At 62.6% G+C, this 23,348-nt stretch carries 22 protein-coding genes; 9 read left to right on the plus strand and 13 right to left on the minus strand.

Annotated elements, in window-relative coordinates:
• The first annotated feature begins 52 nt into the window (after positions 1 to 52).
• Positions 53 to 1,417: an EAL domain-containing protein gene (locus M1E12_RS11470; protein WP_479561863.1), complete on the plus strand. Its 1,365-nt coding sequence runs from the start codon at positions 53 to 55 to the stop codon at positions 1,415 to 1,417.
• A 19-nt stretch (positions 1,418 to 1,436) separates the two neighbouring features.
• On the opposite strand, the gene M1E12_RS11475 is transcribed toward M1E12_RS11470, so the two are convergent.
• The 3 genes from M1E12_RS11475 to M1E12_RS11485 all read right to left on the minus strand — a co-directional run bounded on the left by M1E12_RS11475 (position 1,437) and on the right by M1E12_RS11485 (position 6,758).
• Entirely contained in the window at positions 1,437 to 2,876 is a 1,440-nt protein-coding gene (locus tag M1E12_RS11475) for a coniferyl aldehyde dehydrogenase (RefSeq protein ID WP_479561864.1), read from the minus strand.
• Positions 2,877 to 3,533: 657 nt separating this feature from the next.
• Positions 3,534 to 6,095 (minus strand): GcvT family protein, encoded by a 2,562-nt coding sequence (locus M1E12_RS11480; protein ID WP_479561865.1) that lies wholly within the window; start codon positions 6,093 to 6,095, stop codon positions 3,534 to 3,536.
• A gap of 231 nt (positions 6,096 to 6,326) precedes the next feature.
• The gene (locus tag M1E12_RS11485) at positions 6,327 to 6,758 is read right to left on the minus strand and encodes a pyridoxamine 5'-phosphate oxidase family protein (RefSeq protein ID WP_310241988.1); all 432 of its coding nucleotides are present in this window, start codon (positions 6,756 to 6,758) and stop codon (positions 6,327 to 6,329) included.
• A gap of 239 nt (positions 6,759 to 6,997) precedes the next feature.
• Between M1E12_RS11485 and M1E12_RS11490 the strand changes: the two genes are divergently transcribed.
• The gene (locus tag M1E12_RS11490) at positions 6,998 to 7,528 is read left to right on the plus strand and encodes a DUF992 domain-containing protein (protein ID WP_113461832.1); all 531 of its coding nucleotides are present in this window, start codon (positions 6,998 to 7,000) and stop codon (positions 7,526 to 7,528) included.
• A gap of 62 nt (positions 7,529 to 7,590) precedes the next feature.
• On the opposite strand, the gene M1E12_RS11495 is transcribed toward M1E12_RS11490, so the two are convergent.
• Positions 7,591 to 8,406 (minus strand): helix-turn-helix transcriptional regulator, encoded by an 816-nt coding sequence (locus M1E12_RS11495; RefSeq protein WP_479561866.1) that lies wholly within the window; start codon positions 8,404 to 8,406, stop codon positions 7,591 to 7,593.
• 107 nt (positions 8,407 to 8,513) lie between these two features.
• On the opposite strand from M1E12_RS11495, the gene M1E12_RS11500 reads away from it, so the two are divergent.
• Positions 8,514 to 9,401, plus strand: a complete 888-nt coding sequence (locus M1E12_RS11500; protein WP_479561867.1) for an SDR family oxidoreductase — start codon at positions 8,514 to 8,516, stop codon at positions 9,399 to 9,401.
• A 15-nt stretch (positions 9,402 to 9,416) separates the two neighbouring features.
• Here M1E12_RS11500 and M1E12_RS11505 read toward each other — a convergent pair whose 3' ends face one another.
• The 3 genes from M1E12_RS11505 to M1E12_RS11515 form a co-directional block, all read right to left on the minus strand.
• Positions 9,417 to 10,880, minus strand: a complete 1,464-nt coding sequence (locus tag M1E12_RS11505; RefSeq protein ID WP_479561868.1) for a protein adenylyltransferase SelO — start codon at positions 10,878 to 10,880, stop codon at positions 9,417 to 9,419.
• 92 nt (positions 10,881 to 10,972) lie between these two features.
• Positions 10,973 to 11,659: a glutathione S-transferase family protein gene (locus M1E12_RS11510; RefSeq protein WP_479561869.1), complete on the minus strand. Its 687-nt coding sequence runs from the start codon at positions 11,657 to 11,659 to the stop codon at positions 10,973 to 10,975.
• 149 nt (positions 11,660 to 11,808) lie between these two features.
• Positions 11,809 to 13,167 carry a chloride channel protein gene (locus tag M1E12_RS11515; RefSeq protein ID WP_479561870.1) on the minus strand — a complete coding sequence of 453 codons (1,359 nt, stop codon included), beginning with the start codon at positions 13,165 to 13,167 and terminating at the stop codon, positions 11,809 to 11,811.
• A gap of 215 nt (positions 13,168 to 13,382) precedes the next feature.
• On the opposite strand from M1E12_RS11515, the gene M1E12_RS11520 reads away from it, so the two are divergent.
• Positions 13,383 to 13,886, plus strand: coding sequence for a hypothetical protein (locus tag M1E12_RS11520; protein ID WP_479561871.1), 504 nt, complete (start codon positions 13,383 to 13,385; stop codon positions 13,884 to 13,886).
• Positions 13,887 to 13,999: 113 nt separating this feature from the next.
• Here the strand turns inward: M1E12_RS11520 and M1E12_RS11525 are convergent, their stop codons facing one another.
• Positions 14,000 to 14,878 carry a CsgG/HfaB family protein gene (locus tag M1E12_RS11525; protein ID WP_136541173.1) on the minus strand — a complete coding sequence of 293 codons (879 nt, stop codon included), beginning with the start codon at positions 14,876 to 14,878 and terminating at the stop codon, positions 14,000 to 14,002.
• 10 nt (positions 14,879 to 14,888) lie between these two features.
• Positions 14,889 to 15,227 carry a hypothetical protein gene (locus M1E12_RS11530; protein WP_479561872.1) on the minus strand — a complete coding sequence of 113 codons (339 nt, stop codon included), beginning with the start codon at positions 15,225 to 15,227 and terminating at the stop codon, positions 14,889 to 14,891.
• 267 nt (positions 15,228 to 15,494) lie between these two features.
• Here M1E12_RS11530 and M1E12_RS11535 point away from each other — a divergent pair, with 267 nt between their 5' ends.
• Positions 15,495 to 15,893: a hypothetical protein gene (locus M1E12_RS11535; protein ID WP_479561874.1), complete on the plus strand. Its 399-nt coding sequence runs from the start codon at positions 15,495 to 15,497 to the stop codon at positions 15,891 to 15,893.
• A gap of 56 nt (positions 15,894 to 15,949) precedes the next feature.
• On the opposite strand, the gene M1E12_RS11540 is transcribed toward M1E12_RS11535, so the two are convergent.
• Together M1E12_RS11540 and M1E12_RS11545 are read right to left on the minus strand one after the other, a co-directional pair.
• Positions 15,950 to 16,990: a hypothetical protein gene (locus tag M1E12_RS11540; protein WP_479561875.1), complete on the minus strand. Its 1,041-nt coding sequence runs from the start codon at positions 16,988 to 16,990 to the stop codon at positions 15,950 to 15,952.
• A 121-nt stretch (positions 16,991 to 17,111) separates the two neighbouring features.
• A complete protein-coding gene (locus M1E12_RS11545) occupies positions 17,112 to 18,371 on the minus strand; it encodes a hypothetical protein (protein WP_479561876.1) in 1,260 nt (419 codons plus the stop codon).
• A 736-nt stretch (positions 18,372 to 19,107) separates the two neighbouring features.
• On the opposite strand from M1E12_RS11545, the gene M1E12_RS11550 reads away from it, so the two are divergent.
• The 4 genes from M1E12_RS11550 to M1E12_RS11565 all read left to right on the plus strand — a co-directional run bounded on the left by M1E12_RS11550 (position 19,108) and on the right by M1E12_RS11565 (position 22,393).
• A complete protein-coding gene (locus tag M1E12_RS11550; protein WP_479561877.1) occupies positions 19,108 to 19,680 on the plus strand; it encodes a HupE/UreJ family protein in 573 nt (190 codons plus the stop codon).
• A 263-nt stretch (positions 19,681 to 19,943) separates the two neighbouring features.
• Positions 19,944 to 20,717, plus strand: a complete 774-nt coding sequence (locus M1E12_RS11555) for an amino acid ABC transporter substrate-binding protein (RefSeq protein WP_310241970.1) — start codon at positions 19,944 to 19,946, stop codon at positions 20,715 to 20,717.
• 243 nt (positions 20,718 to 20,960) lie between these two features.
• A complete protein-coding gene (locus M1E12_RS11560) occupies positions 20,961 to 21,641 on the plus strand; it encodes an amino acid ABC transporter permease (RefSeq protein WP_479561878.1) in 681 nt (226 codons plus the stop codon).
• Positions 21,638 to 22,393 carry an amino acid ABC transporter ATP-binding protein gene (locus M1E12_RS11565; protein WP_479561879.1) on the plus strand — a complete coding sequence of 252 codons (756 nt, stop codon included), beginning with the start codon at positions 21,638 to 21,640 and terminating at the stop codon, positions 22,391 to 22,393. Before M1E12_RS11560 ends, M1E12_RS11565 begins: the two co-directional genes overlap by 4 nt.
• A gap of 57 nt (positions 22,394 to 22,450) precedes the next feature.
• Here M1E12_RS11565 and M1E12_RS11570 read toward each other — a convergent pair whose 3' ends face one another.
• Together M1E12_RS11570 and queF are read right to left on the minus strand one after the other, a co-directional pair.
• Positions 22,451 to 22,801, minus strand: a complete 351-nt coding sequence (locus M1E12_RS11570) for a hypothetical protein (RefSeq protein WP_113462456.1) — start codon at positions 22,799 to 22,801, stop codon at positions 22,451 to 22,453.
• 75 nt (positions 22,802 to 22,876) lie between these two features.
• Positions 22,877 to 23,341 carry a preQ(1) synthase gene (gene queF, locus M1E12_RS11575; RefSeq protein WP_113462455.1) on the minus strand — a complete coding sequence of 155 codons (465 nt, stop codon included), beginning with the start codon at positions 23,339 to 23,341 and terminating at the stop codon, positions 22,877 to 22,879.
• Positions 23,342 to 23,348 lie beyond the last annotated feature (7 nt).

Consider the following 23,348-nt stretch of genomic DNA (forward strand, 5'->3'; position numbering starts at 1 on the left):
GGAGTGCACCATCCGTGGCCCTGAGGGGAAGATCGGGCAGGATATGATCGGCATGGGCAGTGAAGAGCACAAAGCGGCTCGCATGATCCGCATCTACCAGGCCGTGTCGCTGACGGTGGCAGCCTTCGCCCTGTTGTGGACGGTCGTCTTCTTCGTCGACGGCCAGTATCTGATGGCGGCCGCCGAATTCTTCCCCGTCATCGCCGGCCTCGTCTGCTTTGCGCTCGTCACCAGGGGGCGGCTCGATCTCTTCCTGCTGGTCGCGCAGATGAGCTTCCTAATCTTCATCATCGGCTTTTCGCTGATGTTCGACGTGCCGCAAAATGGTGCGCCGCGCGTCACACATCTCTTCCTGCCGGTCCTCGGCATGCTCGCCTACCTCAATTATCTCCGGCGCCCCGCCCGGCTGCAGCTCGCCATCATCGCGGCCAGCCTCGTGACCTTCGTCGTCCTGCATGCGGCCGACCTGCGCCTCCCCTTTGCCCAGCCGGTCCCGCCGGAGCTCCATGCCATCGGTGTCTGGCTCAATCCGACCATGGCGGCCCTGGTCTTCTGCGGCACGATCTATGCCCTGCAGCAGCGCCTTTCCGCCCCGCGCGGCATCGCGCGTGATCTCCTGGCGGCTCTGCGTCAGGGCCAGCTTTCGCTCGCCTATCAGCCGCAGACCGACCGCGATGGCCGCGTGCTCGGCGCCGAAGCGCTCCTGCGCTGGAACCACCCGACCCGCGGGCCGATCCCGCCATCGACCTTCATTCCCGCCGCCGAGGAAATGGGCCTGATGCCGATCGTCGGCGGTTTCGTGCTGGAAGAGGCGCTCACGACCCTCGCCCGCTGGAAAGAGGATCCGCGCCTCTCGGCGCTCACGCTTTCGGTCAATGTCAGCGCCAGCCAGTTCAACGAAGGCGATTTCGAGACGACGCTCCGCCAATTGCTCGAACGCCACCCGATCGATCCGACCCGGCTGCGCCTCGAACTCACCGAAAGCGTGCTGATTGCCGGGCTCGAGCCCGTGGCGAACAAGATGAACGCGCTGAAGCGGCTGGGCCTCACCTTCTCGCTCGACGATTTCGGCACCGGGTTCTCCTCGCTCGCCTATCTGCGCCGTCTGCCGGTGAGCGAGCTGAAGATCGATCGCAGCTTTGTCGTCGCGGCCGCCGAGCATGATCGCGATGCAGCAATCCTCCGCTCGATCCGGGCGATCGCCACCGATCTCGGCCTCGAAACCGTCGCCGAGGGGGTCGAAACCCCAGCACAGCTCGCCTTCCTCGAGACGACCGGCTGCCGGACCTTCCAGGGCTATCTCTTCGGCCGACCCATGCCGCTTGCCGATTTCGAGCTGTCCGTCATCGCACCCCAGCCGAAGGCCATGCCTGCGGCTCCTGAGCCGCGCCCGGCACCCCGCATGGCCGCCGGCTGACCGAAGAGGCGCCTTGCCGTCATCCGAAGCGGCCAAGGAGTTTCAGCATCCAGTCGGAGAAGCGCCCATAGGGCGGATAGAGCAGCTTGACCGCCGACAGGCGCGACTGCTTCAGCACCGGCTTTTCCTTGGAAAGCGCGAGGAACCCCGCTTCACCGTGATAGGCGCCGTAGCCGGAGGCTCCGACACCGCCGAAGGGCAGATCGTCCTGGGCGAGATGCAGGATCGTGTCGTTGACGGTCACGCCGCCGGCGATCGTGCCGGTCAAGACCCGCTCCTGCGCCGCCTTGTCCTCGCCGAACCAGTAGAGCGCCAGAGGCCGGTCACGATGGTTGATATAGGCAATCGCCTCATCCAGCGTGTCATAGGGTACAATAGGGAGGATCGGCCCAAAAATCTCCTCCGACATCACGGCGGTCTCATCCGGCGCCCCGATCACGGCCACCGGTGAAAAGACGCGTCGCTCGCCATCATGCGGACCGGCCAGCTCGACCACCTCGGCGCCCGCCTCACGCGCTTCCTCGACAAGCCGGGTGAGCCGAGAGAAATGTCTTGGGCTGATGATCGAGGTGTAATCGGGGTTGGCCGGCAGACCGGGATATTGCCTGTTAACCTCGGCCTTCACCGCGGCGAGGAAGTCCTGGACCCGATCGCGCGGCACCAGCGCATAATCGGGCGCCACGCAGGTCTGGCCGGAATTCAGGAGCTTGCCCCAGACGAGGCGCGGCACGGCCTTGTCGAACTGCACGGAGGCGTCGAGGATGGCAGGCGACTTGCCGCCGAGTTCGAGCGTGACAGGCGTGAGATTCTTCGCCGCCGCTTCCGCCACCTTGCGACCGACGGCGGTCGAGCCGGTGAAGATCAGGTGGTCGAAGGGAGCGGATGTAAAGGCGGTCGCCACCTCGGGCCCGCCGGTCACGACGGCCACTTCGTCCTCGGCAAAGGTCTCGACCACGGCTTTCGCCAGGGCCTCGGAAAAGGCGGGCGTCAGCTCGGAGGGTTTCAGCATCGCCCGGTTGCCGGCGGCAAGCGCGCCGGTCAGCGGCGACAACATCAGGTTGAGCGGGTAGTTCCACGGCGCTACGATCCCGACCACGCCGAGCGGCTGGCGCAGGATGACGGCCGAAGCCGGCTGCCCGGTCCAGGCAAGCGACACGCGCCGCGGCCGCATCCAGCGTTTGAGATGCCTGCGCGCATGGCGGATCGCGGCGCGCAGCGGCACGATGTCGGTCAGCGTCGTGACAACGGCCGGCCGATTGCCGAAATCCGCGGAAATCGCGGCACAGAACCGCTCCTGCCAGTCAACGACCATCCGATCGAGCCGCTTGAGGCGATCGTCACGGGTGGCATGATCAGGCGTCACGTCCTTCGCCCAGGCGGCCTTCTGCGCGGCGAGCAGGGAGGCGATCCGCGCGCCGGGATCGGCCACGTCCACTTTCGGCAACACCTGCCCATCCATGCCTTTATCCTCCGGCTTCTTCTCCCTCAAGATGGGCAGTTTACGCCCATTTGTTCAAGGGAGAACAAATGATTTTTGGTGGGGGCCATCTCCCCCCTTGCGGGAGAGAACGGAAAATTGAAGGCTTGAAGTCGAGCCTGTGGCCTCTGCCCCTCACCCTACCCTCTCCCCGCAGGCGGGGAGAGGGGGGCGCAAGCGGTGGCCGTTTCGGCCTTCTCCCCGCTTGCGGGGAGAAGGTGCCCGCCCTTCGACAGGCTCAGGGGGCGGATGAGGGGCTGAGGTGCTTGGGACGAGGGGCGGTCGGTCTTGCGCGACGCCATCTCCCCCTTGGTGGGGGAGACTTCGGAGCGATGGCCGAAGGCCAGAAATCGAGCCAGTGAATCGATTTCAGCGAACGGAGGCCTGAGCGCGACGGCGCGCGAAGGCTGCGAGAGGAATTAGGCGAGCGTAAGCCGCCTAAACATCAGAAATCGCAAGTGAGGGGGTCCGTTCGTCGTGGCAACTGAACCGATCCCCTCACCAACAAAATCTGAGGTTTAGCCCTGATCGGGCTAAGCCCTCGATTTTGTAACCTCTCCCACAAGGGGGAGAGGTAAAAAAAACCGCCGGCCTCACGACCGACGGGTCCATAACCCTCCGAGCGAACCGCCCTGCCCTTTAGCTGCGCGGCTTCAAATTCTCCGGATCATACAGCGGCTTATAACCCACCGCCGCAACCTCGACCGGGAAGCTCTCGGCGAAGTATTCCACGTTCAGCTTCCGCCCCACTTCGCAATACTCCTGCGGCAGATAGGCGAGCGCGATGTTTTTGCCGATGGTCGGGCCGAAGGCGACCGAGGTCGTGTAGGAGCGGCGACCGAGGCTGTCGATCAGGACCTCGCCTGACGCGGGGTCGACGACCGGCATGGAGCCGACGGGGTAGCGGGCGACGCCCTTGCTGTCGACATTGTCGGTCATGACGAGCGTGCAGAGCATGGCCGGCTGCTGGGCGCGGGCCTTGTATTCGAGATGCTTGGCCTTGCCGCGGAAATCCGCTTCCTTGACCTTCGGGCGGGCGAGATCGGCTTCGATCAGGTTATACTGGGTGAGGAGATCGGCGTTCTGCAGACGCAGGCTCTTTTCCATGCGGCGCGAGTTGGCATAGGTCTCGACGCCGAAGGCCATCACACCCGTTGCACGAAGTGCATCCCAGACGGCCAGGCCGTCTTCGTATCTCATGTGCAGTTCCCAGCCCTGCTCGCCGACATAGGAGATGCGGAAGGCCGTGACGTGCTTGCCGGCAATCTCGATCGGCTTGATCGCGGCGAAGGGGAAGTTTTCGGGATCGAGGCCGGCGGGCTCGGCCACCGCCTTTTTCAGCGTGGCGCGGGCGTTCGGGCCCCAGATGCCGATGGTGATGTATTTTTCCGAGGTGTCGGTGATGGTGACGTCGAGGCCACGATCTTCCGCCACGCGCTTCATGTAATGGAGGTCGCGCGGGCCGGCATCGGCGCCGTTCACCAGGCGGCAGCGGTCGGCCATGCGGAAGACGGTGAAGTCGGCGCGCACCATGCCCTCGTCATCGAGGAAGTGGGTGTAGATGCCCTTGCCGATATTGGCGTCGCCGCCGATCTTCGCCGCGCAGAGCCATTCGAGCAGCTCGACATGGTCAGGACCTTCGATGTCGACCATGTGGAAGTGGCTGAGGTTGACGATGCCGCAATCCTCGCTCATCGCCAGATGTTCGGCGTTCGAAACGCGCCAGAAGTGCCTGTTATCCCATTCGTTTTCACGAACTGGAACGCGGTCGCCATATTTCTCCAACAGGTGCTCGTTGGCGGCATAGCCATGCGCACGCTCCCAGCCGCCGAGTTCCATGAAATAGCCGCCGAGCTCGACTTCGCGCTCATACATCGGCGAGCGCTTGACATTGCGACCCGAGGCATAGGGCTCGCGGGTGTGCACGGCAGGGAAATAGATCTTCTGGGCGGCCTCGTAGCAGCGGCCCTCGATGAACTTCTCTTCCAGCTGATGCGGATAGAAACGGGCGTAATCGATCGAGGAATGGTCGATTTCCGTGCGGCCGTCGGTCATCCAGTCGGCAATCAGCTTGCCGTAGCCGGGGCCGTCCTTAACCCAGATGGCGACGCAATACCAGAGGCCGCGGACCTTCTGGCTTTCGCCGCAGGACGGGCCGCCGGCAGCGGACACCTGCAGCAGGCCGTTGAATGAATGGCTTTCGTTATAACCGAGTTCCCCGAGGATCGGGGTGAGCTCCATGGCGCGCTCGAGCGGCTCGAGGATCTGCTCCATGTCGAGATCGCGCTGCGAGGGCGACAGGCGCGCCTCGTGCTTTTCGAGGAGCTCGCGCGGATGGCACATGCGCGGATTGTGCTGCTCGTAATAGCCCCATTCGATCTGGCCGCCTTCAGTGGTCTTCGGGTCGCCGGTGTCGCGCATATAGGCGGAATTGCCCTGGTCACGCAGCAGCGGATAGCCGATTTCCTTGCCGGTGCCTTCGAACTCGTTATACGGACCGAAGAAGGTCAGCGGATGGTCGACCGGCATGACGGGCAGGTCTTCGCCGACCATTTCGGCGATCAGGCGGCCCCAGAGGCCGGCGCAGACGATGACGTGCTCGGCCATGATCGTGCCGCGATGGGTGACGACGCCCTTGATGCGGCCGCCCTCGACGATGAGGGACTTGGCCGGCGTATTGCCAAACATCTTGAGCTTGCCGGACTTTTCAGCAGCATCGACGAGCTTGCCGGCAACGGTCTGGGAGCGGGGCACGACGAGGCCGGCGTCGGGATCAAACATCCCGCCCATGACCTGATCTTCCTCGATCAGCGGGAAGAGCTGCTTGATTTCGGCGGGCGAGACGTAATGGGCGCGGGTGCCGAAGGCGCGGGCAGAGGAGAGCTTGCGCTTGATCTCTTCCATCCAGGTGTCGTCGCCGGTGCGGGCGACTTCCAGGCCGCCGATACGGGCGTAATGGCCCATCTTCTCGTAGAAATCGATGGAGTATTGCGTGGTCCAGACCGAGAGATAGTCGTGGGACGTGGTGTAGCAGAAGTCAGACGCATGCGCCGTGGAGCCGATATCGGTGGGGATGCCCGACTTGTCGATGCCGACGATGTCGTCCCAGCCGCGCTCGATCAAATGATGGGCGATGGAGGCGCCGACGATGCCGCCGAGCCCGATGATGACGACTTTTGCCTTGGACGGAAACTCTGCCATGGTCTTCTCGATACCCCGATGTCTGGGAGTGGATGATGTGGCGCCGATCTTAAAAGCCCGGCGTGGGCATTTGCAGCCTGTCTGCGACATTCTGCAAGAGACCCACGACCACTGTCCACGCCCCGAACCGCGCGATTGCGCCGGGAGCCTGGGTGGAAGTGTCGCATCGAGAACGAGAAAGGGCGCCGGCAATGGCCGACGCCCTGATCTGTCAACGGTTGCGCGTCTGCGTCAGACGCGGATGACGCCGTTATCCTCGCCGTCCCAATACTGGATGGTGTCGGCATGGACCTTGATCAGCACGATGCCGGGCGTGTCGATGCCCTCGGGAAACCAGCGATCGAGATCCTTGGTCCAGTGGGCCTCGAAGACGGATTTGTCGGCAATTAGGCTCGCCCGACCTTCGACGGCGACGAAGATGCCGGGCTTGCCGAGCAGGCTGGGCGGGGCCGTGAACGTGAGCGACACCGTCGGGTCGGCGGTCAGTTCACGCACCTTGCGAGTGTCGGTATAGGAGAAGAAGTAGCTGTCGCCGTCGTAATCGACTTCGCCATTGTTGCTCATCGGGCGGCTGGCAATGGCGCCGAATTCCGATTTGGTGATCATCATGCAGAAATCGATCTTCTGCATTTTCTTGGCGAGTTCGGGAAGCGTGAGTGTCATGGCGGGTCTCCGGCTGGGGTGTCCGAGACAAGCGCCGGCGCTCGGATTTGTTCCGGGCGATCAAAAGGCTCGCCGTGGCGTTGGCGCGACGCGGCCAATGAAGCGGTGGATCGCCATTTTGCCGCCTATCTTCAGCCTCAGTTGGATCAATCTTTGCCGATAGGCGTTGTTCCATGCTGCCTGAGAAGCCGAAAACGGCCATCCCGCACCTGGCAGCCGAACATGGAAGGAGAATCGCCATGAAAAAACTGCTCACTCTGAGCCTCGCCGCCCTGCCCGTTCTGACCTCCGCCGGCATCACCGCCGCCGCCGACATGACCGCCGCAGCGCCCGCTCCCGCCGTGATCGAAAGTGACCGCGTTGGCGGTGTCCGCATCGGTTATCTGGATTGCCAGATCGGCGGTGGCTTCGGCTACGTTCTCGGCTCCGCCAAGACGGCCGACTGCGCCTTTACCTCCGTCATCGACGGTGAGCCGCTCGACACCTATTCCGGCTCGATCAAGAAGTTCGGCGTCGACCTCGGTTTCACGACCCGTAGCCGCGTGATCTGGGCCGTGTTTGCCCCGACTGCCGGTTATCACAAGGGTTCGCTCGGCGGCCTTTACGGTGGCGCAACCGCAGAAGCGACCGTCGGCGCCGGCGTTGGTGCCAATGTCCTCTTCGGCGGCACCTCCGGCTCAATCCATCTGCAGCCGGTCAGCGTGTCCGGCCAGATCGGCCTGAACATTGCCGCCACCGGCACGTCGATGACGCTGCAGCCGTCGATCTGATTGGAAGACTTGATCGAATAAGAAAAGGCGCCTCGCAAGGGGCGCCTTTTTCTGTCGCAGCCTCACGCGCTTTCCAGCACCCGCTGGCGGATCTGTTCGGCCACGGCGGGATCGACCGGCGTATAGATCATCAGGTTCAGATCGACGCGGCCATCGACGGCGAAGGAGGAAAACTCCAGATCGATGGTGCCGAAGACCGGATGCACCAGCCGCTTTTGCCCCTCGCCCGGCACGCTGATCTCGTTGTCGTTCCAGATCCGGCGGAAATCCGCGCTTTTCTCGCAAAGTTCTTCCACCAGGGCGCCGATTTGCGACACCGCTCCGGCGCGCGCGGCATCGGCCCGGAAGGCGGCGATGGCAAAGCGGGCAATCGTCTCCCAGTCATGCTGCTTGGCGCGCACCTCCGGATTGCAGAAGACGAAGCGCAGCATGTTGCGCTCGCCGGGCGGCAGCTTGCCGTAATCGGAGAGGATGAGCGTGGCAGCCCGGTTCCAGGCGACCACCTCCCAGGTGGCGGTCTTGATGACGGCAGGACAGGTCTCCAGTCGGTCGATAAAGCGCTGAAGCCGCGGGCTGACACCGTCGACCGAGGTGTAGCGCGCCTCGGGCGGACGGCCCAATCCCAGCATGAACATGTGCTCCCGCTCGGCCTCGGTCAGCAGCATGGCGCGCGCGATGCGGTTCAGAACGTCGGCGGAGGGCGCACCGCCGCGGCCCTGTTCAAGCCAGGTATACCAGGTGGGGCTGATATTGGCGCGCTGCGCCACCTCCTCGCGTCGAAGCCCGGGCGTGCGCCGCCGGCCAGCAAGGCCGAAGGTGGCGGGGTCAAGGCGCGTGCGGCGATCTCTGAGGAAGCTGGCGAGTGTGGTGGTGGCCATGACGGGGTCGCGATCCGGGAAGCAATTATACCATGATAAAGTCACTACTTTAACAGGATAACAGATCTGGCATTGCTTGTCGCGACACAACTGCAAAGGACAAGCACATGCGTATCTTCGTCACCGGCGCGACCGGCTTCATCGGCTCGGCCGTCATCCACGAACTCCAGACCGCCGGCCATCAGGTGATCGGCCTCACCCGTTCTGCCGAGGGCGCCGACAAACTCAAAGCCCAAGGGGTCGAAGTGCATCACGGCACGCTCGAGGACCCCGAGACGCTAACGCGCGGCGCGGAAAAGGCCGATGCCGTCATCCACCTCGCCTTCGACCATGACTTCTCGGATTTCCCCGGCAATTGCCGGAAGGACGCGGCAGCGATCGCAGCGCTCGGCGCCGCGTTGAAAGGATCTGACCGCCCGCTTCTGATCACCTCGGCCGTGGGAATGGGCACCCCTGCCCCCGGCGAAATGGCCCGGGAGGATGTGCTGAACCTCGAGCAGCGCAATCCGCGCACGGCCTCCGAGCGCGCCGGACAGGATCTGCTGCATGAGGGCGTCAACGTCACGGCGATCCGCCTGTCGCAGATCCATGACACGCGGCGCCAGGGCCTCGTCAGCTACCTCATCGACATCGCCCGCGCCAAGGGAGAGGCCGTCTATGTCAGCGACGGAGAGGCCCGCTGGTCGGCCTGCCATATCGATGATGCCGCCCGCCTCTATCGCCTGGCGGCGGAGAAGGCGACGCCCGGTGCGCGGTATAATGCGGTGGATGAAGAAGGCATCCGCATCCGGGACATCACCCAAACAATCGGCGAGAGCCTCAAGCTGCCGGTGAGATCCATCGCGGCCTCTGCGGCCGGCGAAGAACTCGGGGCGATGGCGCATTTCGCTGTTCTCGACATGAAGGCATCATCGGCATGGACACGCGCAGAGCTCGGCTGGACCCCATCGGGTCCCTCGCTGCTCGACGACCTCGCGGCCATGCGCCACGACTGACCCCGTCTGCAGCACTTACGTGCCGCAGAAGGTCCGCGTGACCCGCTGATCCGGCGTCGGCGGGACACGCAGATCCGCCGTCTCCGGATCCTCGACATAAGGCGTGGCAAGCGCGTCCACGAGACGATGGAAGAAGGAGTAGTCGCCGTAGATTGCTGCGGCGATGGCCTCTTCGATCCTGTGGTTACGAGCGATCAATGCCGGATTGACCGCTTCCATCGCAGCCTGCCGCTCGGCGGGTGTCCGGTCGTCGGCGATACGGGCACGCCAGCGGGTGAGCCAATCGGAGAGACCGGGCGGCGGCACCTGGAAGAGATCGATCAGCGTCTCGACCGCCGCGCCGCCGGCAACCTTGGAGAGGGTGCGGAAGGTGAGGGTAAAATCCGCCTCGCCCTGATGCATCAGCTCAAGGAAATCGCTCACCAGCTGCCGGTCGTCGGCGCCCTCCCCGTCGACGCCGAGTTTGGCCTTGAAGAGATCGAGCCACGCCTCCTGAAAGACATCGCCGAAGGCCTTCAGCACGCCGTTGGCTGCTTCGATCGCCTTTTCTTCCTCCTCGTCGAGCAGCGGCAGCAGGCATTCCGCAAGCCGCGCGATATTCCACTGACCGATGCCAGGCTGGTTGGCATAGGCATAGCGGCCGCGCTGGTCGATCGACGAGAAGACCTTGCGCGGATCATATTCATCGAGGAAGGCACAGGGGCCGAAATCGATGGTTTCGCCTGAGATCGCCATGTTGTCGGTGTTCATCACGCCATGGATGAAGCCGATCGAGAGCCAGCGGGCAATCAGCCGTGCCTGCCGTTCGGCAACCGCTGTGAGCATGGCGAGATAAGGGTTCGTCGCGCTGCGGGCCTCCGGATAATGCCGGTCGATGACATGATCGGCGAGTGTCTTCACCGCCTCTTCATCGCCTTGGGCGGCAAAAAACTGAAATGTGCCGACCCGAATATGGCTCGACGCGACACGGGTGAAGACGGCCCCCGGCAGCATGGTCTCGCGCACCACCTGTTCGCCCGTCTCGACAGCCGCGAGCGCGCGCGTCGCCGGCACGCCGAGCGCGGCGAAGGCTTCAGACACGATATATTCGCGCAGAACCGGCCCAAGGGCCGCCATGCCATCGCCATTGCGGGAGAAGGCTGTCGGGCCGGAGCCTTTGAGCTGGATGTCGCGGCGCCGCCCTTCCCGATCGATGACCTCCCCGAGCAGAAGCGCACGGCCATCGCCAAGCTGCGGATTGAAGTGACCGAACTGGTGACCGGCATAGGCCTGCGCCAAGGGCTCGGCGCCAACGGGAATGACCTGTCCGCCGAAGACCTGGCCGAGCCGCGCCTCATCCGCACCGGCCACATCAAGACCGAGCTCATCCGCCAGATCCTTGTTGAAGCGGATTAGCTTCGGCGCCGAGGCGGCAGCGGGTCTCGCCGGCCGGTGGAAGGTCTGCGGCAGGCGGGCATAGCTATTGTCGAAGGAAAACAAGATGGCACTCCTGGTCCGCGGCGGGGCGGACATGTCTTGGGCTTTTCTCTGATATGGGACCCAGCCGGTCACGAGACAAGCCGAACGACAGTTCAGCCGAGTGGTTCCGCCGCTGCCTTTTCCTGTCGCTCCGCGGCGCTTGCGACCTTAGGCAGTTCGGGCGCATCGAGACCGCTGAACGGATTTGCCCAGCTGGGCAAAGCCTCCAGCCGCCGATACCACGCGGCAACAGCGGGGTAGTCGCCAAGCGGCAGGCCGGCCACGTCGTTATAGGGCAGAAAGCTTGCCATGCGGAAATCGGCATAGGAGAGGCCGCTCTCGAGCAGGAAAGGCCGGCCCGACAGTTCCTTTTCCAGGATGGCAGCCGATTGCCGGAAGGCCTCAAGCCCCTCCGAAACGTTCGCCTGATCGACAGGGCCGATGCCATAGCGTTGCTTGGTGCCGAATTCGAAATGCACCATGTCGCAGGCCCTGACGAAATTTGCCTTGCCCCAGCTCAGCCAGCGGATCATGTCCGGCTCGTCCTCGTCGTCCGTCCGCCAGAAATTCTCACCCGAGAGCCGCGAAAGACGGCAGGCGATGGCATCCGCCTCCCAAAGGCTGCGCCGCCCCTGCTCTTCCAGGATCGGGATGGAGAGGCTGGGATTGAGGTGCCGGTAGCGCTCCGCCTGCCCCGGCGAAAAGGGCGCGGCGAAGACAAAGTCGACCGGCGATCCCAGGTGGCGCGCGACGGCCACGGCAAGCCGGGGATTGGGATTGCGACTGTAATGCAGCTTCATGACGACGACCCTCCCACGTCCGTCTGCCGGAGACAGGGCGAAGACGCTGGCAGAGCCTAGCAGATGTGCGCCCCTTCAATCCACGCTCTCCGCATCGAAGGAAGGCGCGGACTGAACTTCCTGCATCATCGGATCGAAGCCACCGATTGTCACCGCGGTTGCGGCTCTTCTCCATGGCGATGGTCCGCGCGGCGGGCGCGGATCGCCGCGGCGATGAAGTTGCGCGACAGACCGTGATAGAGCGGCTCCGGCGACAGGAGGCGCGAGGTGACGTATCCGATCATAGACACTGCCATGATCGGCAGGATTGCATGGTCGTTGCCGGTCATTTCGATGATGATGACGAAGGCCGTCATCGGAGCCTGCACGACACCCGCAAAATAGCCGGCCATGCCGAGCACGGCGCCGAGCGCGACGCTGGTGCCCATGACCTGCCCGATCGTGCTGCCGAAGCCCGCGCCGATCGACAGCGATGGCGCGAAGATGCCACCGGGAATGCCCGAAATCATCGACAGGAAGCTGGCGAGGAATTTCTCGATGAAGAAGATCATGGATGTGGGCTCGCCGGCCAGCGCCCCACGCGCCTGCACATAGCTGGTGCCGAAGGTCGTGCCGCCGGAGATGACGCCGATCAGGGCCACGCCGAGCCCGCAGGCGCCGGCAAACAACACCATGCGCTTGACAGGCGCCGGCTGCGCCCAGCGGCGGATCCGGATGCCGAGATGCAGCGCCAGACCGCTGAACACCGCCCCCAACGCGCCGCCCCCGATGCCGCAGATCGGCACGAGCACCCAGTCGCGCACCGAGACGGGAATGGCGGATGTGGAGCCGAAATAATGATAGCTGCCGGCAAGACCGAGCGCGGCCAGCCCGGAGAGAATGACGGCCGTCAGTACGATGCCATTGGCGCGGCTTTCATAGGCGCGGCTCATTTCCTCGATGGCAAAGACGATGCCGGCAAGCGGCGTGTTGAAGGCAGCCGCGATGCCCGCAGCCGAACCCGCAAGGATCAGCCCCCGCGCCTGCGCCATGCCGCCGAAGCGCGCAGCCGCCAGCATGAAGGAGGCGCCGACCTGCACCGTCGGCCCCTCGCGCCCGATGGAGGCGCCAGTAAACAGGCCAAGCGTGGTAAGCGCGATCTTGCCGAAGGCGACCTTGAGCGACAAAAGCCGCGACCGGTCCTCGTTGTCGTTCAGGTGACGGGCGGCAATCGCCTGGGGTATGCCGCTGCCTTGGGAGTTCGGAAAATAGGTGATGGCGAGCCAGGCGCAGGCGATGAAGCCGAGCGGCGTGACCAGGAGAGGCAGCAGGAAAGTCCACTCGCCGGCCATGGTCGCATGATGAAAGGTCTCCTGCGCGAAATCGGCCATCCAGGCAAAGCCGACGCTGGTGACGCCGATGGCGAGCGCCCCTGTCCAGAACACCAGCCGCGGGCGCCAGAGCCCGAGCGAACCACGAAAGACCCGCGACCGCCGGACGAGCTTCGACTTGCTGTAGGATTTTTGCATTCTCTCCACCGGTGCCAATCCGATTGCCGCGGGTTATCGACCCCGAGACTTCGAGAATCAAGCCGCAGCCGTGCTTTTGCCCGAGACCGGCCCTGCGGCCTGGAGATCACGGGCACAGTTTTGGACGAAGGGATAGCGCTGAAGTCCCGCGCCGCCTGCTTGCGAGGACGCGGACTACCAGTCTAGGATCAATCACCGAATTTTCGAGGAAAGCCATGCGAATTCAAAGCGCCCTCACCGCCGCCCTGATCCTTGGCGGCAGCATCCTTGCCGGCTGCACGACGACGGAAGACGCCAATCGCGCGCTGCAGTCTCGCTGGATCGGCCAACCGGTGGAACGCTTCTTTGCCGCCTATGGGCCGCCGATCAGCGAATATCCGCTGTCGACGGGCAAGATCTACACCTGGCGCGGCGGCGACAAGACCCGCTACATTCCGCCGACCTATTCGAGCCCCGAGCCGGCGCGCACGATCGTTCGGACGCAAACCAGGACCGATGGCGCCGGCAAGACGGTGGTGACCCAGACACGCGTGGTGACCCGCGATCCCTTCTGGGAACCCGAGATGATCAGCCCGCCGCAATACCAGCAGCTCTTCTGCGAGCTGCAGATCAACACCGACACGGCCGGCGTCATCGCAACAATCAGGGCGAGCAACGACACCGACGGCGACGGCTTCAGCCTGTCACGCTGCGCGGAAGTGCTGGGTGTGGAGAAATAGGGCTACGGTCATAGCGTCAATAAGGAATGATGGACGCTTGAGGCGTTGAGGGCCGGCGGGAAATGGTCTCCCCCGCCGCGTAAATGCCGGCGCAAATCTGTGCCCTGAGAGCCTCAATTGACGGAAGCGACCTCGGCGACCGGTGCGCGGTCATCCTGGGAAGCCTGCGGCAGAAGGGCGTCACAGGAGCCCTTGTGGCCGGTCAATTCCTTGACGAGATCATAGGTCGCATCCGCCAGCGTCCAGCGCACGGCAGCCTGCAGACCTTCCTGCGACTTGCTGCCGATCTTGATGTCGAACAGCTCGTCGGAGAAGAAGCGGAACACCGACGCGAAGACCTCGCGCCCGACTGCCTGCTTCGAATAGGACTTGGCCATGAGGATTCGCGTGGACTTCGTATCCGTGACCCGGATGTCGACGGCCGCCGTGACGGCGAACCGACGGGCACCGCCGCCGCCGCCACCCACGGTTGCTTCGAGGCCACCGGAATAGGTGTTGAAGTCGAGCTGGGTGATCACACCATCGATGACATAGTCGGAGCCGCGCAGGGCACCCTTGACGAGCGGACGGAATGGCAGACTTTCGTCACCGACGACGACATTGCCACCGTCGCCCAGGATCTGCTCACGGGCACGGGCAATTTCCCATTCCGGAACGGCTGTATTCGACCGATTGACCTGCTTCACACCGGCCTTTTGCAGAAGCGAAACCATCATGCCGGCGCTATCACGCGGCAGATAATTGCCTGTTTCCTCAGAGGAATAGCGGCCGGTCTGGTCCGTGATGACATGAACTGCAAACATCCGCGGATAGCGCTGAACTTCAGGTTGCTTGCTCAGGCATTCCAGCGCGGCATCAACCGGCGTGCGTGTTGCGATGGGAACCGGTCCCAGGAACGGCTCCTTCGGAGCCTTCTCGGCGGTCTGCGATTGGCAGGCGGCGAGCAACAACACGGGAGCGAGCAGCAGGCTGCGGAATTTTCCAGATGTCATGCCTCAGACCTCAATTGTTCAAGATCGAGTTGTTGCTGTCAGTCTGGGTGATCGTCTGCGCACCCGAATTGGTCTGGGTGACCGTGACCGTGTTGCCGGAGCCATTGATGTTGATCGTCGTTGCGTTACCGGTCTGCTGCGTGCCCAGTCCAGAGCCAGATCCGACGCCGGTGGCCGGGAATTCGCCCTGCAGTTCCAGTCGGGTCCGCTCGAGATTGAGCAGCACCTGACGCTCGTTGGCGGACCGGAACTGATAGGGGCGATCTTCACCGAGACCATTTGCAAAAGTGACTGAAGGGAACACCCCGGCCATCATGACGATGCAGATGAAGTTTCGAGCAACGATCATAATACCCCCTCAAAATCCATGAGCTTTTGGCGCATTTTCCACCCTTAGATGACCATGGGATAGCACTAAAGCCCACCTGGCACAGCGGAAATCTACTGTAAAAACAAACGAAGCGAGAAGACGCGCAGAGCTCGTTGCCGAAAGACAACACCTATACACAACAACGGCGATACAAATCGCGAGACTGGACAATAGAGAAGGGATGACGCAAGAATCCGGGAACGACAAGTGAATGTATAGGCTCATTACATGCGCGGATTTCTATCTTTGACACTTGCCATAAGCCTGGGCGCATCGGCGGCATACGCAGAGACGAACACGGTCGAAGACTTCGTGCGGGCCATGGTCGAACTGAAGCGGACCGGGGCCACTTGCGAGACCTATGTCCAGGGCTCGCCGCTCACGGTTATGTCCGGAATAGACGCTTATTTCCTGGCGCTGAAACAGCCTGTTCCCAATAGCATCGACCAACGGGCGAAGGACAGCATCGGCAAACTGATCAAGCAGCATGCCGCCTATATCTGCTCGACGAAACTCGTGAAGGCGCAGAACAATTACATCCGGGCGGCGGCCACTTACATGGAAAGCAAACCGGCAGAATGGCCGGATGCGCCGTGGATCGACTTCCCGCAATGGTGTCAGGATCCGGCCTGCGCGGAATACTGAAACTGAAATCTGTATGAGACTGGAAACGCGAGCTCGCCCGCTGTGCGGGCATGTGCTCACCGATCGATGACGACAGCGTTGCCGGTCTGCGAGACAGTGCCGGCATTGGCACCCTGGACCGTCTGTCCGTAATCGGTGGCCTGAAGCACGTCGACGATCTTGGTCGACCCGTCATCGGCTGGCGCCTTCAACACGATCATGTTGACGAAGTTGTTCGAGTTCTGCGTGATGTTCGGCGAGGTGATCTCGGTCAGGCCTTCGAGCGTCACCACCTGCACCTTGTTGTTGACGATCTGCTCCCCATTGCTGGAGGTCTGCTTCAGATAGCCGATGTTCTCAGCCTCGATATAGTTGGCGATGTTCGTGCCGTTCTGGCTGATCGAACCCCAGCGCGCACCGTCCTTCAAGGTCACCACATTGTTGATGATCTGATCGCCGGAGAAGTCACGGACGACTTCGTCGACGTCGCGGGCGACAATGATATTGCCGAGATTGGTGCCCTCCTGCACGATCGCCCCCTCGCCCCCCGCCCCGGTCACCACGACGCGGTTGTCGACCAACTGCTTGGCCTGCTTGGTGAAGTTCTGCGAGTTCAGGGCCACCGACTGCTCGGAATAGACGAGGTTCATCGTATTGGCGCCGGCCTGACGCAGCGTGCCGGGCAGATCGGGCAGGACAAGATTGTTCTTGGCATGCTGCACGGAGCCGTCGGCGAAATACTGCTCGACATTGCCGATGTCGCCGCCGATGACCGCGTTACCGGTATTCGCGGCGTCCTGCTCGATGCTCTCGAGCGCCGAGACGGCATTTAGCACGATATCGTTGATGGAGAACTGCTTGCCGTCGAAATCTTGCCGCACGCTGTCCAGAGAGCGGTCGTTGACATCGACGACATTGCCGGCATTGGCCGCGTTCTGCCGCGCGGACTTAGCGACGGACACATTCTTCCAGCCGAGCGACTGAACGGCGTCCTGTCGACCATTGAGAATCTGTACGATCTGGGCCGAGTCGAGGACCTCCTGCAACGGCGTCAGGTCAAGCGACTCCGCGGTCGAAAAACCGGGGGACACGACCAGAACCGCGCATGTGACGGCCAAGGAGACTCGATAACTCCGGGGCATAAGACATCTAACCGTGGCTCGTCATGAGCCAGGCCTCCCAACATTCAGCAAAAGAGAGAAGAGGCCAGGCTGATGAAACAGCCTGGCCAAGCTCCAGTTAGTTCAGGTCGCCGACAGAGTTGGCAACGTTGGTCGCGCTCTGGACAACCTTGTCAACCATGCCGTTCGCATCGATCAGGTTGGATGCGTTCTGCGAGACATACGCCACCTGGTCGAGTTCCAGATCTCCACCGATGGTGCCGATCGAGACCAGGTTGGCAGCGTTAACGGCCGTCTGGTTGAGGTCCCAGACCTCGGAGTAACCGCTGACGGAATCCGCTACGTTCTCTGCTTTCTGGTCGACGTTGGAGTACTGGGACAGGGTCTTGCTGATGACGGCAGCGGAGACGCTGTTGATGACGTTTGTCGCGTCCTGCGTTGCCGGGATCAAAACGCCTGCCAGTGTCGTGGCATTGCCGTCGATCTTGTATTTGAACTTGATCGTGTTGAGCGCATCCTGGTCGCCGTATGCGACCTGGTAGACCTCACCCAGACCGACTTTTTCGGACGAGATGAGGTTTGCGGCGTTCACAGCCTCCTGGGCAACGTCCTCAACAATGTTGCCGACCTCGATCTTGTTCTCGGCATACTGGTCGACACGAACTTCCTGTTCGACCTCATCGAGCATCTTGTTGATGTTGCTGGCAACATCCTCAACGTCGATTTCGCCGAGCGAAATGGAGTTCGCCACGTTGGTCGCGCTCTGCTTGACCATGTGCAGATCAGCGTGGTCATACCATCCGGTGTAGATCTTGTTCAGCGCGGTTTGATCACCCTTCGACTTCTGCGAGATGTCATCGATCACGCCGCCGTCGACTTCAAGCGTCACCAGATTGGCGGCGTTCACTGCCGTCTGACCGATGTTCTTGCCGAAATCGAGCTCCTCGATCTTGTTCATCGAGAACTGGTCGCCGTAAGAGCGCTGCTTGATCTTTTCCAGCTGCTCAGCTTCACCCAGCGCAACACCATCCGTGACTTCGCCGATGGAAATCGAGTTTGCCACGTTGGTCGCATCCTGCGTGACGTCTTCGACGGTCAGACTGTAGTATTTGTAGGATTGAATTTTGTTTTCTGCCGTCTGACCGACCTTCGAGGTCTGATAGACTGCTGTCAGATCGCCAGCATTGACCTTGGATACGAGGTTGGCCGCATTGACGGCCTCCTGGCCGGTGCTGGTGACCTTCTTGGCATCATCGATCTTGTTCAGGGCCTTCTGGACGCCCATGGCGAACTGACCGATGTCCGCGTCGATGCTTGTCGCATACGCCGAAGCGGATGTCATCAGCGCCAATACTGATGCTGCGATAACGCTTTTCATGTTCTCTCTCCTCTGTATTACCCATCGCCCCGATTTCAATCCGTACTCAACCACCTCAGACAGAGATTAGGCCGTACAAGACAACAGAGCTTCCCTATTCGCCAGACTATTCTGGAGAATTCTTGCATAACCAAGTATGTCAGATCAGACGCAGGCCCTCCCCACGCCGAAGCACAGCCAGCGTTAACTGACTGCGCGAATCTCTTACGGCTGCAATCGCTAGAACACGAAACAATACATCTATTTATTTATATAGACGCATCGCAATACTAACGATACGCACACACTTCGACTTGATGAATACAAACACCCCGCACTTGCTTCGTCAATACTGAATTAACAGAAAATTAGTGATGATTAATGACAAGAATTTTACGATAGATTTCCGTTGCGAATCAGCGATTTGGGCATCGGTCGTTGCACCGGCGACTGAATGTTCCGCTAAAACTCCCCAAATTTGGCCTGGCGAGCTTCACTGGAATCGACTTTTCGGCGCTCTCCAGCGGTTCGCGCCGCAACCGGTCGTGAAGTATTCCGCGGCGTTACTGTCGGTCCTGCGCAAGCCCCTGACGCAGACGCCAACATCTGATCCCCGGCATTCGACGTAGGTTCGGGCATCCTTTGTCGTGGACATCCGCGAATGGGTTACGCTAGGCTGAGCAATGGTTTAAGGGGACGATCGGCGGGACCGAATTCCGGCCGCCTTGAGTCGACCAAATAGAGGGACGAAAAAGACATGTTGAAGCGCCTTTCATTCACCGCTGCCTTGATGACGCTGGCCGCAAGCCCGGCCTTTGCCCATCTCGATCCGGAAGCCCATGGCTCCCTGATGGTCGGCATCTCCCACCCGCTTTTCGGCGCAGACCATATCCTTGCCATGGTCGCCGTGGGTATCTGGGCAAGCCAGATCGGTGGCCGCGCCCTGTGGGCCGTCCCGGCTGCCTTTGTCACGATGATGGCCGTGGGCTTTGGCCTCGCCGTCGCAGGTGTCGAGCTGCCCTTCGTCGAACCGGCAATCCTCGCCTCCGTCATCGGTCTCGGCCTGCTGGTGGCGGCTGCCGTCCGTCTGCCGGTTGCCGCGTCTGCTGCGGTCGTCGGTCTCTTCGCCCTGTTCCACGGCCACGCCCATGGCGGTGAGCTGGGTGCGGCCGGCGCCCTCCAGTTCGGCCTCGGCTTCCTGATCGCAACCGCCGCCCTGCATGGCGCAGGCGTTGCTCTCGGCCTCGGCGTCACCCGCCTTGGTCCGGCCGTCGCCCGCATTCTCGGCCTTGCCACCGTCGTCGGCGGCGCCGCGATCGCCTTCGGCTGATCGCAAGCACCGGACGGCGTAGCCGTCGCAATCAAGAGCCGCCGCGAGGCCCGGTTATAACCGGAACCCTCGCGGCGGCTTTGTCGTTTCAGGTCGTCAGCAGAGCAGCGTTCGGGAAGGTGGCGCGGGGTGATTTGAGTAATTTTTTCTCAACTGCCCAAATTTTTCGCGTTTTTCTCTCACTCCAACTCTCTCCTGATCTGCGATGAAGACGCTCCCAAGACGAGGCCCGCCCCTGGGCCGACCGCATGAAAGGAATACCCATGAGCTGGCTCAAGACACTGGCTGCCGCTGCAGCCCTCCAGACGCTCGTTTTCGCCCCCGCAATCGCCGGTGAAAACCTCGACCAGATCAAGTCCGCCGGCGTCATCAAGATCGGCACCGAAGGCACCTATGCCCCGTTCACCTATCATGATGCCGACAACAAGCTCGTCGGCTTCGATGTCGAGATCGGTCAGGCCGTGGCCGAGAAGCTCGGCGTCAAGGCAGAGTTCGTCGAAGGCAAGTGGGACGGCCTGATCGCCGGCCTCGATGCCAACCGCTACGATGCCGTGATCAACCAGGTCGGCATCACCGAGGCGCGCAAGCAGAAGTATGAGTTCTCCGATCCCTACATCGTCTCCAAGGCCGTTCTGGTGGTCAAGGACGGCAATGAGGACATCAAGAGCTTCGAGGATCTGAAGGGCAAGAAGTCGGCCCAGTCGCTCTCCAGCAACTTCGGCAAGATCGCCGAGGAAGCAGGCGCAGAGCTCGTCGGCACCGACGGCTTCGACCAGTCGATCCAGCTCGTCCTGACCGGCCGCGCCGATGCGACGATCAACGACAGCCTCTCCTTCCTCGACTTCAAGAAGCAGAAGCCCGATGCCCCGGTGAAGATCGCCGCTGAAAAGGCCGAGGCCGACGCCTCGGGCATCATCGTGCGCAAGGGCGATCCGGAGCTGGTCGCGGCCATCAACAAGGCGCTCGCCGACATCAAAGCCGACGGCACCTACCAGACGATTGCCGACAAGTATTTCGGCCAGGACGTTTCGAAGTAAGCTCCACCCTCCCCTTGAGGGGGAGGGTCGGACTGAAGGTCCGGGGTGGGGTGAGGATCGGGTGGGCAGCGTCACCCCCACCCGCCGCTTCGCGGCGACCTCCCCCTCAAGGGGGAGGCACCTCGCCGTTCACGCTGGGCTTCGGCCCACCGGGTCAAGATCGCTGCAATATCCTGCCGGCAGGAGCGCTCGGGCGCTCCTCCGGCTCTCTCATTTTCGGACCACCTGCCAAGGACGACCCCAATGCCGCACTGGCTCGACCTGATGCTAACCTCACTGCCGACCCTGCTCTGGGCCGGCGTGAAGTTCACCATTCCGCTAACGCTTCTCTCCTTCGCCTTCGGCCTTGCGCTTGGCCTGATCACGGCGGTGACGCGGCTGTTCGGGCCAACCCCGCTGGTTCTGATCGCCCGCTTCTATGTCTGGGTGATCCGCGGCACGCCGCTGCTCGTGCAGCTCTTTGTCATCTTCTACGGCCTGCCGAGCATCGGCATCCTGCTTGACGCCTTCCCGGCCGCCCTGATCGGCTTCACGCTGAACATCGGCGCCTACTCCTCCGAGATCGTGCGTGCGGCCATTGCCTCGGTGCCCAAGGGCCAGTGGGAGGCCGCCTATTCGACCGGTATGACCTGGGGCCAGGCCATGCGCCGGACGATCCTGCCGCAGGCGGGTCGGGTGGCGGTGCCGCCCCTTTCGAACACCTTCATCTCGCTGGTGAAGGACACGTCGCTTGCTGCAGCCATCACGGTGCCGGAGCTCTTCCAGTCGGCCCAGCGCATCGTCGCCACAACCTATGAGCCGCTGATCCTCTATATCGAGGCCGCCCTGATCTATCTTGCTCTGAGTTCGGTGCTTTCCAATCTGCAGGCCCGGCTCGAGCTGCGTTTCAGCCGCTATGGCGGCATGTTGGAGTCCATCAGATGATCACGCTGTTCAACATCGTCAAGCGCTTCGGCGAGGCGACCATTCTCAACGATATCTCGCTGAGCTTCCCGGAAGGCAGCGTGACGGCGCTCGTCGGCCCCTCGGGCGGCGGCAAGAGTACCCTCCTGCGCTCGATCAACCTGCTGGAACTGCCGAGTTCCGGCGCAGTCCAGATCGGCGACACTAGGGTGGAGTTCTCCCCCGGCCGCAAGGTGCCCTTCTCTGAGGTCCAGAAGATCCGCTGCCAGACCGGCATGGTCTTCCAGAACTTCCAGCTCTTTCCCCATCGGACGGCGATCGAGAACGTCATGGAAGGTCTCATCACCGTGCAGAAGTGGTCGCGCGACAAGGCCAGAGCCCGTGCCGCAGAACTGCTCGACAAGGTCGGCATGGCACACAAGGAGGATGCCTGGCCGGCAAACCTCTCCGGCGGGCAGCAGCAGCGCGTGGCAATTGCCCGCGCCCTGGCGCCCTCGCCCAAGGTTCTGCTCTGCGACGAGCCGACTTCGGCGCTCGATCCCGAGCTTGCGGGCGAAGTGGTGGACGTTCTCGGCCGGCTTGCCTCGGAAGGCACGACCATGGTGATGGCCACGCATGACCTGCGTCTTGCCTCGAAGATCGCAAGCCAGGTGGTGTTTCTGGAGGCTGGCCAGGTGGTGGAGACCGGCAGCGCCGACGAGATCTTCCGCACGCCGCAGCGTGAACGCACCCGCCGTTTCGTCTCCTCGATCAGTGCCGCCCAAACGGTTTAAAGTCGGCAGGGGCGAGCCGCGAGAAAGACGCGCGGCTCACGGAACCTGCAGGGGTTTCTAGAGGTCGGGATCGGTCACGAAGGGCATGATGTCGACGCCGTCTCCAGGAAAGACGGTGATATGCGGGTGATCCTGGAAGAGCCGGGCGGCAGCCTCTGCCGTCGGCGCTTCCACGATCAGATAGCCGCAGATCGGATTGGACGCGGCGGCGATACCGTCACGCGTCACCCGCGTGGTCTTGCCCACCATCCCGCCGCGATTGAGGATATGGGCGGCATTGCGCTCCTCCCATTCGACCCATTTCGGAATGCCCTCGGCATCGATGGCATCCTGCTCGGCCTTGGACAGGTTGCGAAAGCGCGCGAAATCCTCGGCTTTCATCGTATAGACGGCGAGAAACTTCGGCATGCAGCACCCCTGGTTGATGTTGAACCCCTGGGAAACTAGGGCAGCGGAGGAGCGAAGTCACCCGCGGCCGGGTGATTACCCGCGGCCGCGATAGGTTGCCACCCCCTGATCCGGCAGCCAGACACCCTTCGGCGGCTCGCCGGTCTGCCAGAAGACGTCGATCGGGATGCCGCCCCGCGGATACCAATAGGCACCGATCCTGAGCCATTTGGGATCGAGGAGCTCGACGATCCGCTTGGCGATATAGACCGAGCAATCCTCGTGGAAGGCGCCGTGATTGCGGAAGGAAAACAGGAAGAGCTTCAAGGACTTCGATTCCACCAGCCAGTCGCCGGGGATGTAGTCGATGACGATATGGGCGAAATCCGGCTGGCCGGTCATCGGGCAGAGCGAGGTGAATTCGGGCGCGGTGAAACGCACGACATAATCCGTGCCGGCATTGCCGTTCGGAACGCGCTCCATCACGGCGGTTTCCGGGCTGGTGGGGGCTTCCACGCTCTGGCCGAGCTGGGTGAGCCCGGAGGTATCGGTCTTGCTCATGATCTGT

The organism is Rhizobium sp. K33 (assembly GCF_056501445.1).